The 13891-nt window shown below is 64.3% G+C and carries 16 protein-coding genes; 4 read left to right on the forward strand and 12 right to left on the reverse strand.

Annotation, left to right across the window (positions count from 1 at the left end; genetic code table 11):
• Window positions 1-1097: hypothetical protein (locus Q0687_RS28950; protein WP_298884815.1), on the forward strand; the 1097-nt coding region annotated here is incomplete at its 5' end.
• A gap of 167 nt (window positions 1098-1264) precedes the next feature.
• On the opposite strand, the gene Q0687_RS28955 is transcribed toward Q0687_RS28950, so the two are convergent.
• Window positions 1265-1534, reverse strand: a complete 270-nt coding sequence (locus Q0687_RS28955) for a hypothetical protein (RefSeq protein ID WP_298884816.1) — start codon at window positions 1532-1534, stop codon at window positions 1265-1267.
• Between the two features lie 268 nt (window positions 1535-1802).
• The gene (locus Q0687_RS28960; RefSeq protein WP_298884818.1) at window positions 1803-2048 is read right to left on the reverse strand and encodes a hypothetical protein; all 246 of its coding nucleotides are present in this window, start codon (window positions 2046-2048) and stop codon (window positions 1803-1805) included.
• Between the two features lie 145 nt (window positions 2049-2193).
• Here Q0687_RS28960 and Q0687_RS28965 point away from each other — a divergent pair, with 145 nt between their 5' ends.
• Both Q0687_RS28965 and Q0687_RS28970 read left to right on the forward strand, forming a co-directional pair.
• Complete coding sequence (locus tag Q0687_RS28965; protein WP_298884820.1) at window positions 2194-2619, forward strand: DUF5413 family protein; 426 nt, start codon at window positions 2194-2196, stop codon at window positions 2617-2619.
• A 60-nt stretch (window positions 2620-2679) separates the two neighbouring features.
• Window positions 2680-3228 carry a DUF4112 domain-containing protein gene (locus tag Q0687_RS28970; RefSeq protein WP_298884822.1) on the forward strand — a complete coding sequence of 183 codons (549 nt, stop codon included), beginning with the start codon at window positions 2680-2682 and terminating at the stop codon, window positions 3226-3228.
• 133 nt (window positions 3229-3361) lie between these two features.
• On the opposite strand, the gene Q0687_RS28975 is transcribed toward Q0687_RS28970, so the two are convergent.
• From Q0687_RS28975 to msrA, 4 genes are all read right to left on the reverse strand, one after another.
• Window positions 3362-3655, reverse strand: a complete 294-nt coding sequence (locus Q0687_RS28975; RefSeq protein ID WP_027532521.1) for a hypothetical protein — start codon at window positions 3653-3655, stop codon at window positions 3362-3364.
• A 212-nt stretch (window positions 3656-3867) separates the two neighbouring features.
• Window positions 3868-4032, reverse strand: coding sequence for a DUF3309 family protein (locus Q0687_RS28980; protein WP_035731827.1), 165 nt, complete (start codon window positions 4030-4032; stop codon window positions 3868-3870).
• A 115-nt stretch (window positions 4033-4147) separates the two neighbouring features.
• Window positions 4148-4567, reverse strand: coding sequence for a peptide-methionine (R)-S-oxide reductase MsrB (msrB, locus tag Q0687_RS28985; RefSeq protein ID WP_298884826.1), 420 nt, complete (start codon window positions 4565-4567; stop codon window positions 4148-4150).
• A 30-nt stretch (window positions 4568-4597) separates the two neighbouring features.
• Entirely contained in the window at window positions 4598-5299 is a 702-nt protein-coding gene (msrA, locus tag Q0687_RS28990; RefSeq protein WP_298884829.1) for a peptide-methionine (S)-S-oxide reductase MsrA, read from the reverse strand.
• 247 nt (window positions 5300-5546) lie between these two features.
• On the opposite strand from msrA, the gene Q0687_RS28995 reads away from it, so the two are divergent.
• The gene (locus Q0687_RS28995) at window positions 5547-7241 is read left to right on the forward strand and encodes a caspase family protein (protein WP_298884831.1); all 1695 of its coding nucleotides are present in this window, start codon (window positions 5547-5549) and stop codon (window positions 7239-7241) included.
• A 209-nt stretch (window positions 7242-7450) separates the two neighbouring features.
• On the opposite strand, the gene Q0687_RS29000 is transcribed toward Q0687_RS28995, so the two are convergent.
• The 6 genes from Q0687_RS29000 to Q0687_RS29025 form a co-directional block, all read right to left on the reverse strand.
• The gene (locus Q0687_RS29000; protein ID WP_298884833.1) at window positions 7451-8566 is read right to left on the reverse strand and encodes an ATP-dependent RecD-like DNA helicase; all 1116 of its coding nucleotides are present in this window, start codon (window positions 8564-8566) and stop codon (window positions 7451-7453) included.
• A 96-nt stretch (window positions 8567-8662) separates the two neighbouring features.
• Window positions 8663-9751, reverse strand: coding sequence for a DUF2336 domain-containing protein (locus Q0687_RS29005; protein ID WP_298884835.1), 1089 nt, complete (start codon window positions 9749-9751; stop codon window positions 8663-8665).
• A gap of 189 nt (window positions 9752-9940) precedes the next feature.
• Complete coding sequence (locus tag Q0687_RS29010; protein ID WP_298884837.1) at window positions 9941-10582, reverse strand: NapC/NirT family cytochrome c; 642 nt, start codon at window positions 10580-10582, stop codon at window positions 9941-9943.
• Complete coding sequence (locus Q0687_RS29015) at window positions 10579-11049, reverse strand: nitrate reductase cytochrome c-type subunit (RefSeq protein WP_298884839.1); 471 nt, start codon at window positions 11047-11049, stop codon at window positions 10579-10581. The genes Q0687_RS29010 and Q0687_RS29015 overlap by 4 nt, the downstream gene beginning before the upstream one ends.
• Window positions 11046-13559: a nitrate reductase catalytic subunit NapA gene (napA, locus tag Q0687_RS29020; protein WP_298884841.1), complete on the reverse strand. Its 2514-nt coding sequence runs from the start codon at window positions 13557-13559 to the stop codon at window positions 11046-11048. Before napA ends, Q0687_RS29015 begins: the two co-directional genes overlap by 4 nt.
• Before the next feature lie 17 nt (window positions 13560-13576).
• Entirely contained in the window at window positions 13577-13891 is a 315-nt protein-coding gene (locus Q0687_RS29025) for a chaperone NapD (RefSeq protein WP_298884843.1), read from the reverse strand.

Below are 13891 nucleotides of genomic sequence, written 5' to 3' on the forward strand. Positions count from 1 at the left end.
CGCGCCGCCCGCCGGAGGGCGGACCGCCGCCCCCACTGCCGCCGGCCCCCGGTGTGCGCGGCTTCCGCGACATCACCGCCGACGTCAACGATCTCGGCGGCGCTGCCGCACAGGCCAACCGGGCCGCGCGCCGCACCTACGCCAACGTGCCCTCGCCCTCGCCGGAATTCGACCGGCTCGAGCCGAGCCTGGAAAACCGCGGCTCCGAATCCGACGCGCCTTATTCGTATGACGAGTCGATCGAGGAGGCCGAGCGCTACACGCCGCAGCCGCCGTCGCCGCGTCCGCGTATTACAGCCGATCGTGACGTCAAGAAGCGTGCGCGTACCGGCTCGGTCTTCCCGTTCAAGAGCGCGATCGCCATCGGCGTCGTGCTGATCCTGGTCGGTGCCGGCATCCTCTGGGGCAAGCAGCTGGTTCAGACCGCGACCAATCTGTTCAAGCCGTCGCCCACCCAGGTGGTGGAGGCGCCGAAGGATGCCTCGCAGCCGCAGCCCAAGCCCAAGATCCCGGATCGGGTCGGCCAGCCCTCGGCGAGCGACCAGCCGGCCGCGCCGGTGGCGCAGAAGGTCGTGCTCTATGACGAGGATCCGTCCGACCCGAAGGGCAAGCAATATGTCGGCTCGGTGGTGTGGCGGCTCGAGCCGATCAAGGCGTCGGGCAACCAGAAGGCCGATGTCGCTGTGCGCGCCGACATCGAGATACCCGATCGCAAGTTCAAGATGACGATGTCGTTCCGCCGCAACACCGACTCGTCGCTGCCGGCGAGCCACACGGCCGAGCTGACCTTCATCCTGCCGCCGGACTTTCCGGGTGGCAGCGTCTCCAACGTGCCGGGCATCCTGATGAAGTCGAACGAGCAGGCGCGTGGCACGCCGCTCGCAGGCCTCGCCGTCAAGGTCACCGACGGCTTCTTCCTGGTTGGGCTCTCCAATGTCGATGCCGACCGCAGCCGCAACGTCCAGCTCCTGAAGGAGCGCTCTTGGTTCGACGTGCCGCTAGTCTACGCCAACCAGCGCCGCGCCATCATCGCCATCGAGAAGGGCGCTCCGGGCGAGCGCGCCTTCAACGACGCCTTCGCGCAGTGGGGCGACTAGGCACTTCTCTTTTCTTTTTGCCGAAGGGATCGTCATGCCCGGGCTTGTCCCGGGCATCCACGTTCTTTGTGCCTTGGAGTGAGGCGTGGATGGCCGGGATAGGCGAGCGGAAGCGACGCCGTTCTTCGAACGGCTATGCCCGGCCATGACGCTGCTGATGGCCGGCGCTATTGCGCCGCGGCTTCCCGCTTGCGTGTTGCCGAAGCGGCGGCGGCTTCGCGGTCCATCACGGCGCGGCAGCCGGGGCTGACTTGCGCTTTCTTCCGCACCATGCAGGCGGTGATCCGCGGGATATCGGGGATTTCACTGGAGCACAGCCGCATCGCGTCGTCCGAGCACATCTGCTGCGCTTCGGGCGAGAAGGCGAGGCCGGGCGATGTCTGAAGGGCGATGGCGGCGAAGGTGAAGAGCGTGGCGATCGTCCGATAGCGTGTCATGAAAAATGCGTCCCCGAGTTGCGCGGATTTGAGCCGCTTGATTGTTGGGACGCCGCACGCGGCTTGATCTGCCGCATGTCACAGCCTTCATGCCGGAAGGTCACTCCCGGATGTGGTCGCTCGATTTCCTGATATTCGAATCGAAAAGTGCTGCGCCGCCCGAGCCGAGTATGCGGGATTGCCGTGAAGCTTCAATGGGCGACGCAAAGGAATTCGTAGCTGTTGCGCCTCCGTCACGCAAAATGCGTGACGGGCTCACATGCCGATTTCACATCCCATGGCTCTCGAACACCTTGCTGCACGATCTCGACAGTTTTGCCCGGTTGGCCTGCAGGCAGCCTTGCACCGCACCGTCATTGCCGAGATCCTTGCGGCACAGCCGCGAGGCGTCGCGCGAGCAGGCGTGCTGCTCCTGCGGCGTGCCCATATGGCCCTGCGCGAAGGCAGGTGCGTTCGACAGACCGCCGAGGGCCGAGAGCGTGATCGTCGCCAGCAACACCAGTTTACGAGACATCGGCAGCTCCAGATTTGACGGGTCAATTTCAGCCCCAGTCTGAACCCGCCGCCTTGCCACTTGTTCCCCGGGGCAGGCTCGCAACCCCGCTATCCAAGGTTCCCGGCGCGCTGCTATAAATGCCCTCGCGTATGAGGAGTCCCTGATGAAACGCTACCTGGTGTTTGCGCTCGTTGGCCCGTTCGTGGGTGGTTTCCTGCTGCTGCTGACGACGACCTACCAGTCCGGCTACTGGGCGCAGGCGCATCTCGGCGAGGTCGGCAAGCTGATCGTCGTGTTCTTCAAGTCGCTGCAATACAGCTATCTGTTCGGCTTCCTGCCGTCGCTGATGATCGGCGCGATCGACGACATCCTGTTCCATATCAGGCGGATTGGGCCGGTGTTGCGGATGCTCTTGGTCGGCGTGCTCGCGTTCGTCCTCGCCGCGTTCACCTATGGCTCGCGCGGATCGGATTCGGGCGCGGTGCAGTTCATCCTGTACGGCCTGGTCGGCTTCGTGCCCGCGGTGCTTTCATCCTGGCTCGTGCATCATTATGTCGAGGAGCCGCAAGCAGCGACGGCGGCGAGCTGAGCACGCGTCATCAAGGCGCGGTGCAGCAACCTCTGCAGCGTTCGCGAGTTCACAATGGCCATGACCATGCAAGACGACGACATTCTCGCGCCACGCAGGTCCCGTTCCGGGGCGCATGCGCGCGGCGATTTTTCAGGCCGCCAGGCGCGTGGTCCGATCATCGACCAGGACGGCCACGAGATCCGGCCTGAAACACTGGAGCAGGGATTTCGCGAGTTCCGGTTTGAGTTCGGCCAGGGAGCGGGGAATCCGTTCGGCAATCTGACGCGGGAACAGCGGATCCTCAGGCTCGAGGCGATCGCCAAGCTGCTCGACGTCGCCTTCGTCCTGCCCGGCACCAACATCCGCTACGGCATCGACGGACTGATTGGGCTGATCCCTGTGATCGGCGACATCATCACCACCGCGATCTCGCTGTGGCTCGTCCGGGAGGCCCGCGCCATCGGCGCGCCCTGGTACATCACCGCGCGCATGCTCGGCAATGTCGCGGTCGACGGCGTGGTCGGCATGGTGCCTTTCGCAGGCGATGCCTTCGACGTCATGTTCCGCGCCAACATGCGCAACGTCCGTCTCTTGCGTCGCTGGCTCGACAAGCAGCCAAGGCTCTAGCCGCGAGCGCGATGCATCTTCGCCTCGCCCGCTTGCGGGGAGAGGGGACGAAAAAGCTCACCCCAGAAACGCAGAAAGCGCGATGACCTTTCGGTCATCGCGCTTTCCGCGCAAATCGGAGTTTTGCGAAAACTTACGCCGCGTCGGCGTCGGTCTCGGCGACCGGCTCCGGCTTGCGGTGGCGCGGCAGCGGGAACGCCTCGCTCTCATAGAGCGAGCGGATGCCGTTCTGGTCGAAACGGGCTTCCTCGACCTGGAGATAGGCGCCATTCAGCGAATCCGTCGGCAGCTGCTCCATCGCGAACTGCACGGCCTCGGCCGCAGTGCCGAACCGGCGATAGGTGAAGCCCGCGCGCTTCTTCTTGCGAATGGCAGCGGGGAAGAGCTCGGCGGAAGTGTTGAAGTTGAACGGACGCAGTGGACGCATGGTCAAAGACCTCGTGATCTTGTCTGGGGCTTTAAGCGCGTGGGGTTTGGGAGGGCGGAGGCCGCAATCAAGCGGGCCCGCCACACGTCATTTTCGCCCCCTAATATAAGCCGATTTGACAGAAATGCGACCCCTGCGATGGGAGATGATGAATCCACGCATGGCAGCCCCGCAGGGGATATAAGCAAAGCAATTTCAATGGCTTATATGGTTTACAACTTACCAAGAAGCAGCAGGACGAGCAGCACCACCAGAACGACGCCGCCGATCCCCATGCCGGAATGGCCCATGCCATAGCCATAGCCGCCGATCCGCCCGGACCAGCCGCCCAACAGATAGATGATCACCAGGATGATCAGGATGGTCCCGAGTGTCATGGCGTCCTCCTTGGCATCCTCCCCGGCGGCCGCCGGAAAGCGCTCCTCGGCGCCGCCAGACAAGAAAAGCACAACGCACCCCCGGGTTCCATGGGGGAACCCGGGGCGCGCAATGTTATTTCGGCTCGAGCTTCAGCGCCGCCGAATTGATGCAGTAACGCAGGCCCGTCGGCCCGGGGCCGTCAGGGAAGACGTGGCCGAGATGGCCGCTGCATTTGGAGCACAGCACCTCGGTGCGGATCATGCCGTGCGTCGTGTCGCGCTCCTCGTCGACATGGCTCTCGACCGCCGGCGCGGTGAAGCTCGGCCAGCCGCAGCCGGAATCGAACTTGGCGTCGGATTCGAACAGCACGTTGCCGCAGCCGGCGCAGACATAGGTGCCGGCACGGTGGTCGTGCTCATATTCGCCGGAGAAGGGACGCTCGGTCGCCTTCTCGCGCAGCACCGCGTACTGCATCGGCGAGAGTTCCTTGCGCCACTGCTCTTGGCTCTTGATGACCTTGTCGTCGGTGGTTTTCGTCTTGGTGTCGGGCATGGGTCTCCCGTTTTGCTGATAGTCTCTGGATCAGTTGGTGGCCTTGCTGGCACTCACCAGCGTCGGTTTCTCAATGTAGTTATCCGCGAACAGCTTTTTCAGGTTCTCGACCTTCGGGAGGTCGTTATAGGCGATGTAGGGCTGGTTCGGGTGCAGCGTCAGATAGTCCTGGTGGTAGGCCTCGGCCGGGTAGAATCCTTCCAGCGCGCTGATCTTGGTCACGATCGGCTTGCTGAACACCTTGGCGGAGTTGAGCTGGGCGATATAGGCCTCCGCGACCTTCTTCTGCTCGTCGGAGGTGGTGAAGATTGCCGAGCGATATTGCGTGCCGGAGTCGGGTCCCTGGCGGTTGAGCTGGGTCGGGTCGTGCGCCACCGAGAAGTAGATCTGCAGGATCTTGCCGTAGGAGATCTTCTTGGGGTCGAACTTGATCTCGACCGACTCGGCGTGACCGGTTCGCCCGGTCGAAACCGTCTCGTAATCCGCGGTCGCCTTGGTGCCGCCGGCATAGCCGGACACGGCGTTGACGACGCCGGCTGTGTGCTGGAACACGCCCTGCACGCCCCAGAAGCAGCCGCCGGCGACCACAGCGGTCTGGACGCCGCTCGCGGGGCTTGCGTCCATGGCGGGGGCGGGGATCACGACGGCGTCTTCCGCGGCCCGGGTCGGTGCGGCAAAAGCCAGCGTCAGGGCGGTGGTGGCGGCGAGCAGGGACAGGACGGAGCGGCGCATGGCGGATCCTCTTTTCGGAAGGCCTGACAGTTTAGGGCGGTTGGGGGCTGGCGAACAGCCTGCCCGGCGTTTTCAGACACTTCAGATACGGACCATCAGGGCGATTGTTACAGCCGGACTGACACGAGTCCGTGAAAAAAAGCAGCTAGCTCCGGCCCCGCTTGGCGCGGCCAGGAACTCCGGGCTAGATGAACCGGCGCGATCGCTGATCGACTTAAAATGTGGTGGCTGGAGCTGATCTGACAACATGCTGCGCGTCGTCTCCCTGATATCGGTCATACTCCTCACGGGCATCGCCACCGCTGCTGCCGAGCCGCAAGCCGGCGACGACCTCGCAACCTGCAGGGATCGCCAGGCCGAGACCCAGGCGCGGGTGACGGCCTGCGAGAACCTGCTCAATGCCGACCGCGTGACCGGCAAGGACAAGTCGCTCGCGCTGGTCATTCACGGCAATGCGCTGATCAGCAAGCGCGATTACGACCATGCGATCGAGGCGCTGAATTCAGCCATCGAGCTCGACCCGGACAATATCGGCGCCATCAACGTGCGCGGCGTTGCCCATGAGCACAAGGGTGAAGACGATCTCGCGATGGCCGACTACAATCTCGCCATCCAGAAGCGGTCGAACTTCGGTTTCGCCTACAACAATCGCGGCACCATCCAGCTGCGCCGGGGGGCGCTGCAGAGCGCGCTCGACGATTTCAACCTGTCGATCAAGTACACGCCGAAATTCCTGCTCGGCTGGACCAATCGTGCCCGCGTGCGGACGCTGACGAAGGACTATGACGGCGCGATCGCCGATTTCGCCGAAGCCGAGAAGATCGATCCGACCGCGCAGCAGATCGCCGCCAACCGCTGCACCACCTACGGGCTGATGGGCAAGTACGATCTGGCCTTCGCCGACTGCAACGGGCTGATCGAGAAGCAGCCGAAAAACATCTACGCGATCAACAATCGTGCCGATGTCAGCATGATGAAAGGCGATCTCGACGCCGCGCTGAAGGACTACAACACGGCGCTCCAGCTCAACCCGAACAATGTCCGCGCGCACTCGGGCCGCGGCCAGCTGTACGAACGCAAGAAGGACCTCGCCCAGGCCCGCGCCGACTACCGCGCGGCGGCCTATTCGCTGACCAAGTTCGACGAATATGACGTCGCCCGCGCCCGCGCCCGCGCCATCGCCCGGGAGCGGCTCGCGGCGCTGACGCCGCAAACGCCGGGAGGCGCGCCCAGCGGGCGCCGCGTCGCGCTGGTGGTCGGAAACGGCGCCTACAAGAACGTCCACGCGCTGCCCAATCCCCCGCGCGATGCCAAGCTGATCGCTGGCGTGCTGCACGATGTCGGCTTCCAGACCGTGATCTCAGTCAGCGATCTGACCCGCGACAAGTTCTTCGATGCGCTGAAGACCTTTGCCGACGAAGCGGAGAAGGCCGACTGGGCGGTGGTCTATTACGCCGGCCACGGCTTCGAGATCGGCGGCGTAAACTACCTCGTTCCCGTCGACGCCAAGCTCGCCCTCGACCGCGACGCCGAGACGCAGGCCGTCGCGCTGGAGCAGGTGATCGCGGCTGTCGGTGCTGCGCGAAAGGTGCGGCTGGTGATCCTGGATGCCTGCCGCGACAATCCGTTCGCGCCGACCATGCAGCACACGCTGTCGCTGAAGCTGGTCGACAAGGGCTTTTCCAACATCGAGCCCGGTGCCGGATTCATGGTGGTCTACGCCGCCAAGCACGGCGAGACCGCGATCGACGGCGACAACGGCGCCGACAGCCCGTTCTCCACCGCACTCGCCCGCGAGATCAAGGAGCCGAAGGTCGAGATCCGAAAGCTGTTCGACATCGTCCGCGACGACGTCTGGTCCGCCACCAAGCACGTGCAGCAGCCGTTCACCTACGGCTCCCCGCCGGGGCGCGAGGATTTTTATTTCGTTGCGGGGAAGTGAGGGGTCGTCGTTAGGCCCGAAGTTGCCGCCACACATTCAGTGTCGTCCCGGCAAAGGGCGGGACCCATCACCACAGTGAGAAGTTGCGGCGCGAAGCTGACAACTCCGAGTCTTCGCAAAATCACTGCTGCGGCGTATGGGTCCCGGATCCGCGCTTCGCTTGTCCGGGACGACTAGTGGAGCGTGAGGCCACGCCAAGGCCTCGCTCGCTAAACCACGATGCTCAACCGTTTCGCCGCGCGTGTGATGCCCGTGTACAGCCAGCGCTGCCGCGACTCCTGAAACGCAAAGCTCTCGTCGAACAGCACGACGTCGTCCCATTGCGAGCCCTGGGACTTGTGCACGGTCAGCACGTAGCCGTAGTCGAACTCGTCATAGGGCTTGCGCTGCTCCCAGGCGATCTGCTCGACGCCACCCTCGAAGCAATCGGCGCGCACCGAGACCTTCGTCACCTTGTGGCCGAAATCCTCGTCCGGCGACAGCCGCATCGAGAGGATGCGCGACTTCGAGCGCGAGGTGTTGCGTGACTTCACGCGCCACAGGCCGCCGTTGAACAGGCCCTTCTTGCGGTTGTTGCGCAGGCACACCAGCTTGTCGCCGGCGACCGGAAAGGTGTCTTCGATGTTCTGGCGCTGCCGCACTCGCATGTTGTAGGCACGGCGTGTGTTGTTGCGGCCGACCAGCACCTGGTCCGCTCCCATGACCTTGTCAGGGTCGAGCTCTTTGCGCGACACCACCTCGCTCTCGCCGTAGCGGCCGATGTCGAGTTCGCGCCCTTCGCGCACGTCCATCGACATCCGCACGATCGGATCGTCCTGGGCCTGGCGATGCACTTCGGTCAGCATCGCGTCGGGCTCGGTGTTGGTGAAGAAGCCGCCGCCCTGGATCGGCGGCAGCTGCGCAGGATCGCCGAGCACCAGCAGCGGGCACTCGAACGACATCAGATCGCGGCCCAGTTCGGCGTCGACCATCGAGCATTCGTCGATCACGATCAGCTTGGCCTTGGAGGCCGGCGCGTCGTCCCACAATTCGAAGCTCGGCTGCTCCTCGCCGGATTCGCGGGCGCGGTAGATCAGCGAGTGGATGGTGGAGGCCTCGTCGCAGCCCTTGTTGCGCATGACGAGCGCCGCCTTGCCGGTGAAGGCGGCGAACTTGACCTCGCCGTCGACGCCCTCGGCGATGTGCCGCGCCAGCGTGGTCTTTCCGGTGCCGGCAAAGCCGAACAGGCGAAAAACCGGCGGCGTGCCGCCCCGGCCGGGTTTTGCCTTGAGCCAGTCGCCAACGGCCTTGAGCGCGGCATCCTGATGCGGGGTGAAAGTGGCCATATCTGTCTTGAGGAGGGGAAACCGGCGATTCGCCGCACCTCGAAACTAACCATTCCGCCCGCCTGTTCAAGCTGCAGCCGGCCGGGCGGAGGCCGGCTATTTGTCGATCCGGTCGTGCAATTGCCAGAAGCGCAGGGTTCGCTCGGCGGTCGCGGCAGAGAGCTTGACGAAGTCCTGGGCCGCGAGCCTTAAGGTTGCGTTGTCGACGCGGTACTTGGCCGGACGGTTGCAGAGGATCTTTTCGGTCGTCGCCCAGCCGAGGCCAGCCGATTTGCAGGGAATCAGGACGAGGTCGGCACGCGGTCCTTCCAGGACCTTCGCCATCAGCTCCGTCGGTGCGCTGTTGTTGAGAAGTCCGAGCGCGGCTGCGACCTCGTCGAACTTCTTCGTCTCCGCGAACCGGGCAATGGCGGCGTCGTTGAGTTCGTTGAGGCCCTTCATCCGTTTCACCACGGCTTCGGCCAACGTGAAATCACGCTTCGGCGCCGGCGGCGTTGCCTTGCTGGTGATGGTGGCGAGAATTCGCTTGATCTCCTCCTGGAGCTCGGGAGGTGCGATCGTGGCGAGCCGCGCCCGCACCGCTTCGGTCGCGCGCTGGAGCAGGTCGCGAAGATATTTGATGGGGAGATCGACACGGAGGCCGAGGGCCTCGGCGAGGGTGTCGTCCGCATCGGCATGGGCGACCATGCCGCCATAGCCGGCTTCCGAAAACCGCGCCGTCGAGTTATCCGCGAGGCGCTTGATGACCTTGCTTTCGCCGCGCTCGACGAGCACGTCCGTGACGTCTTCGGCGAGGTCGGCGCGGCCCGAAATGGCATACAGATGGTCCTGCCCCTTGGCCTTGGCGATCTCAACCAGGGTCGGAGTGCTCAAGCGATTGGATTCGGTCAGCACCTTGCCGGCGACGGCGATCTCATCGTCCCAGGCGAGACGTTCCAGCACGCCCACCGGCGCGTAGTCGAGCGGCGCCAGCCGATCGCCGAGTTCGGCCTTGACCCGGTTTTCGACCCTCGCGACAAGGTGGGACAGGACGTGGTCGAAGACCTCGACCTGGTCATCGCTGAGGCGCTGTCCCTGGTCGAGGAAGAGGTCGGTGACCCGGCGCAGGGTTTCGACCCGCTTTGCCGACGTGCCGTTGCGGACGGCGTCTTCCAGTTCGTCGATGATGGAAATTGCCTGCTGCATCACGCTCTTCTGGCCCAAGGCAGTACGACCCAACACAGCTGCCCGCCGTGCCGCAGCATCATCCCTCCCGAGCTTTAAATAGCGACTAATCGAGTGGTGAGCTGAAACCTCAAATGTAACTTTTTACTATCGAAAACAGGCAGGCGCGACGGAGCTCGCGCCTGATCTGGCGAAGAGGTTAGCCAGTCCCTACTGCCAGCCGGGAACGCCGCGCATGTCGGGCAGATGGTGGGCGATGCCCTTGTGGCAGTCGATGCAGGTCTTCTCGCCGGTAAACAGGAAGCGCTGATGCGCCACCGCGGCGCGTGGCGATTGTTTTGTGATGTCCATGGAGTCGGCGCTGTGGCAGTTGCGGCATTCCAGGGAGTCATTGGCCTTGAAGCGCGCCCATTCATGGGCGGCGAGCTCGAGCCGGTGATCGACAAACTTCTCGCGCGTGTCGATCGTGCCGAAGATCTTGCCCCAGACCTCCTTGGAAGCCTGCATCTTGCGCGCGATCTTGTCGGTCCAGTTGTGCGGCACGTGGCAATCAGGGCAGGTCGCGCGCACGCCGGAGCGGTTGGTGAAGTGGATGGTGGACTTCAGCTCGGCGAAGACGTTGTCCTTCATCTCATGGCAGCCGGTGCAGAATTTTTCGGTGTTGGTCAGTTCCAGCGCGGTGTTGAAGCCGCCCCAGAAGATCACGCCGGCGGCAAAGCCAGCGAGCACGAGCGTGCCGAGCGCGAACACCGTGCTCGGCCGCGACAGCTCGCCCCACAGCTCGCGCGCGAAATCCAGCGTACGCGCGATGAAGCCGCGCTTGGCTTTGGATTCGTCAGCGGTCGTCGTCATCGCCGGCCACCGGGACTTGTACGCGACAGCAGGGTGTCGATGTCGGTAAAGTCGTTACTGACCGGCGGCGTCGCCGTGTTCTGCGGCACGTGGCATTCGGTGCAGAAGAAGCGTCGCGGCGATATCGAGGCCAGGAACTGGCCGTCACGATCCATGAAATGCGTGATCGAGACCATCGGCGCCTGCGATTCCGCCGTGCGCGCCCGCGCGTGGCAGGACAGGCATTTGTTGCCGTTGAGGTCGATCTGGTAGCCGTCGATCGAGTGCGGGATGACCGGCGGCTGCTCAGGATAGTTGCGCGACTCCTTCTCCGCCGTGTTGCGATTCGGCAGCATCGGCGGCGCCGGTCCCTCGTCATTGAGCGGGGTCGGGCCGCGCAAGCCCGACGTCACCGTCTGCGCGGTCAGCGAGCTTGCCCCGGCGGCGATCGCGCAGGCGAAGAGGGCGATGGCAAGTCGTTTCATCATGACATGTTCACCCGCTCGATGCGCACGGCGCATTTCTTGTAGTCGGTCTGCAGCGAGATCGGATCGGTGGCGTCCAGCGTCACCTTGTTGATCAGCTTGGACTCGTCGAACCACGGCACGAACACGAGGCCACGCGGCGGCCGGTCGCGGCCGCGCGTCTCGACGCGGGCGCGGATGAAGCCGCGGCGCGAGACGACCTTCACTTCATCGCCGCGCCGAAGCTTGGCTTCCGTGGCGTCGTCGGGGTTCATGAAGCAGACGGCTTCCGGAAACGCCTTGTAGAGCTCGGGCACGCGCCGCGTCATGGTGCCGGAGTGCCAGTGCTCCAGCACGCGGCCGGTCGAGAGCCAGAACGGATAGTCATTGTCGGGCGATTCCGCCGGCGGCTCGTAGGGCAGCGCGAAGATGCGCGCCTTGCCGTCGGGGTAGCCGTAGAACTGCACGTCGGTGCCCTGCTTGACGTAGGGATCGCTGCCCTCGCGGAAACGCCATCTGGTTTCCTGGCCGTTGACGACAGGCCAGCGCAGCCCGCGCTCTTTGTGGTAGGTGTCGAACGGTGCGAGGTCGTGGCCATGGCCGCGGCCGAACGAGGCGTACTCCTCGAACAGGCCCTTGTGCACGTAGAAGCCGAACGCCTTGGACTCGTCGTTGAGATAGCCGGCCTCGATGTCGGTCACGGGGAATTTGTCGACCTGCCCGTTCTTGTAGAGCACGTCGAACAGCGTCTTGCCGCGCACCTCAGGCTTCTTGGCGATCAGCTCCTCGGGCCAGACCTCCTCGATCTTGAAGCGCTTTGAAAACTCCATGAGCTGCCAGAGGTCGGACTTGGCTTCGCCCGGCGCCTGAACGAGCTGGTGCCAGAACTGCGTGCGCCGCTCGGCATTGCCGTAGGCGCCTTCCTTCTCCACCCACATTGCCGTCGGCAGGATCAGATCGGCTGCGAGCGCCGTCACGCTCGGATAGGCGTCCGAGACCACGATGAAATTGTCGGGGTTGCGGAAGCCGGGATAGGTCTCTTCGTTGGCGTTCGGGCCCGCCTGCAGATTGTTGTTGACCTGCACCCAATAGGCGTTGATGAGGCCGTCTTTCAGCATCCGGCTTTGCAGCACGGCGTGCGCGCCGGGCTTGTCGGGAATAGTGCCTTCGGGCAGCAGCCAAAGACGCTCCGCCTTGTCGCGATGCTCCTTGTTGGTCACGACCATGTCGGCGGGCAGGCGGTGCGAGAAGGTGCCGACCTCGCGCGCGGTGCCGCAGGCCGAGGGCTGGCCGGTCAGCGAGAACGGGCTGTTGCCGGGCGCGGAGATCTTTCCGGTCAACAGATGGATGTTGTAGACGAGGTTGTTGCACCAGACGCCGCGGGTGTGCTGGTTGAAACCCATGGTCCAGAACGAGACTACTTTGGTCTTGGGATCGGCGTAGAGCTCGGCGAGCGCTTCCAGCCGGTTCAGCGGCACGCCCGACATTTGCGCCGCCTTCTCCAGCGTGTAGTCCGAGACGAACTTGACGTATTCGTCGTAAGTCATGTCGGTGGAGTCGTTGGCCTTGGCCGCGCCCGTGGCTTTCTTCTGCAACGGATGTTCGGGCCGCAAGCCATAGCCGATGTCGGTCTGCCCACGCCTGAACACGGTATGCGCGGCCACGAAATCCTTGTTGACCCTGTTGGTCCTGATGATGTGGTTGGCGATGGCGTTGAGCAGATAGAGGTCGGTCTGCGGCTTGAACACCATGCCGATGTCGGCAAGGTCGAACGAGCGGTGCTCGAAGGTCGAGAGCACGGCGACGCGGACATGCGGCGCAGAGAGCCGCCGGTCGGCGACGCGCGTCCACAGGATGGGGTGCATCTCCGCCATGTTGGAGCCCCACAGCACGAAGGCATCGGTGGCCTCGATGTCGTCATAGCAGCCGGGCGGCTCGTCGATGCCGAAGGTGCGCATCATGCCGGCGACGGCCGAGGCCATGCAGTGCCGCGCGTTGGGATCGATGTTGTTGGTGCGGAAGCCGGCCTTGAACAGCTTCGAGGCCGCATAGCCTTCCCAGATCGTCCACTGGCCGGAGCCGAACATGGCGACGCCGTTGGGGCCGCGCTTCTTGAAGGCCTCCTTCCACTTCAGCTCCATAATGTCGAAGGCTTCATTCCAGGTAATCGGCGTGAACTCGCCGTTCTTGTCGTACTTGCCGTTGGTCTTGCGCAGCATCGGCTGCGTCAGGCGGTCATGGCCGTACATGATCTTGGAGAGGAAGTAGCCCTTGACGCAGTTGAGGCCGCGGTTGACCTCGGCCTTGATGTCGCCATGGGTGGCGACGACGCGGTTGTCCTTGGTCGCGACCATCACCGAGCAGCCGGTGCCGCAGAATCGGCAGGCGGCCTTGTCCCATTTCAGTTCGGAGGAGTCGCGCTCGGCAACGAGATTGGCGGCGAGCGAAGGGGCCGGCATGCCAGCGGCGGCGGCCGCGATGGCGGCGGCTTCCAGCTTCAGCACCTGGCGGCGGTCGAGCTTTGGCGATGTCATGATGGCTCTTCCCTCGACTAAGCGGTTTCGATGGCGTGGAAGACGAGCGCCGCGGAATAGACGTCTCCCAGCGACTGGATGGTGTTGAGCATCGTGCCAAGGCTGCCGGCGTCAGGCGCTTCGGTCACAACGATGAGTTTTCCGCGCGGATCCCGGCCGTGAATCTCGCAGCCTGGCAGTGCTGAAATTTCGGCTTCCAGCGCGTCGAGGCGCTCGGGGCGGGCCTGCACCACGATGCTGGCGATCTCGTAGCCCGGAGGCGAGATGACGCCGACGGTGCTGAGCACTCGCCCCGTGATCAATGCACGACGGTTGAGTTTGGCGTGAGCCAT

It is taken from the genome of uncultured Bradyrhizobium sp., assembly GCF_936928535.1.
Taxonomy (GTDB): Bacteria; Pseudomonadota; Alphaproteobacteria; order Rhizobiales; family Xanthobacteraceae; genus Bradyrhizobium.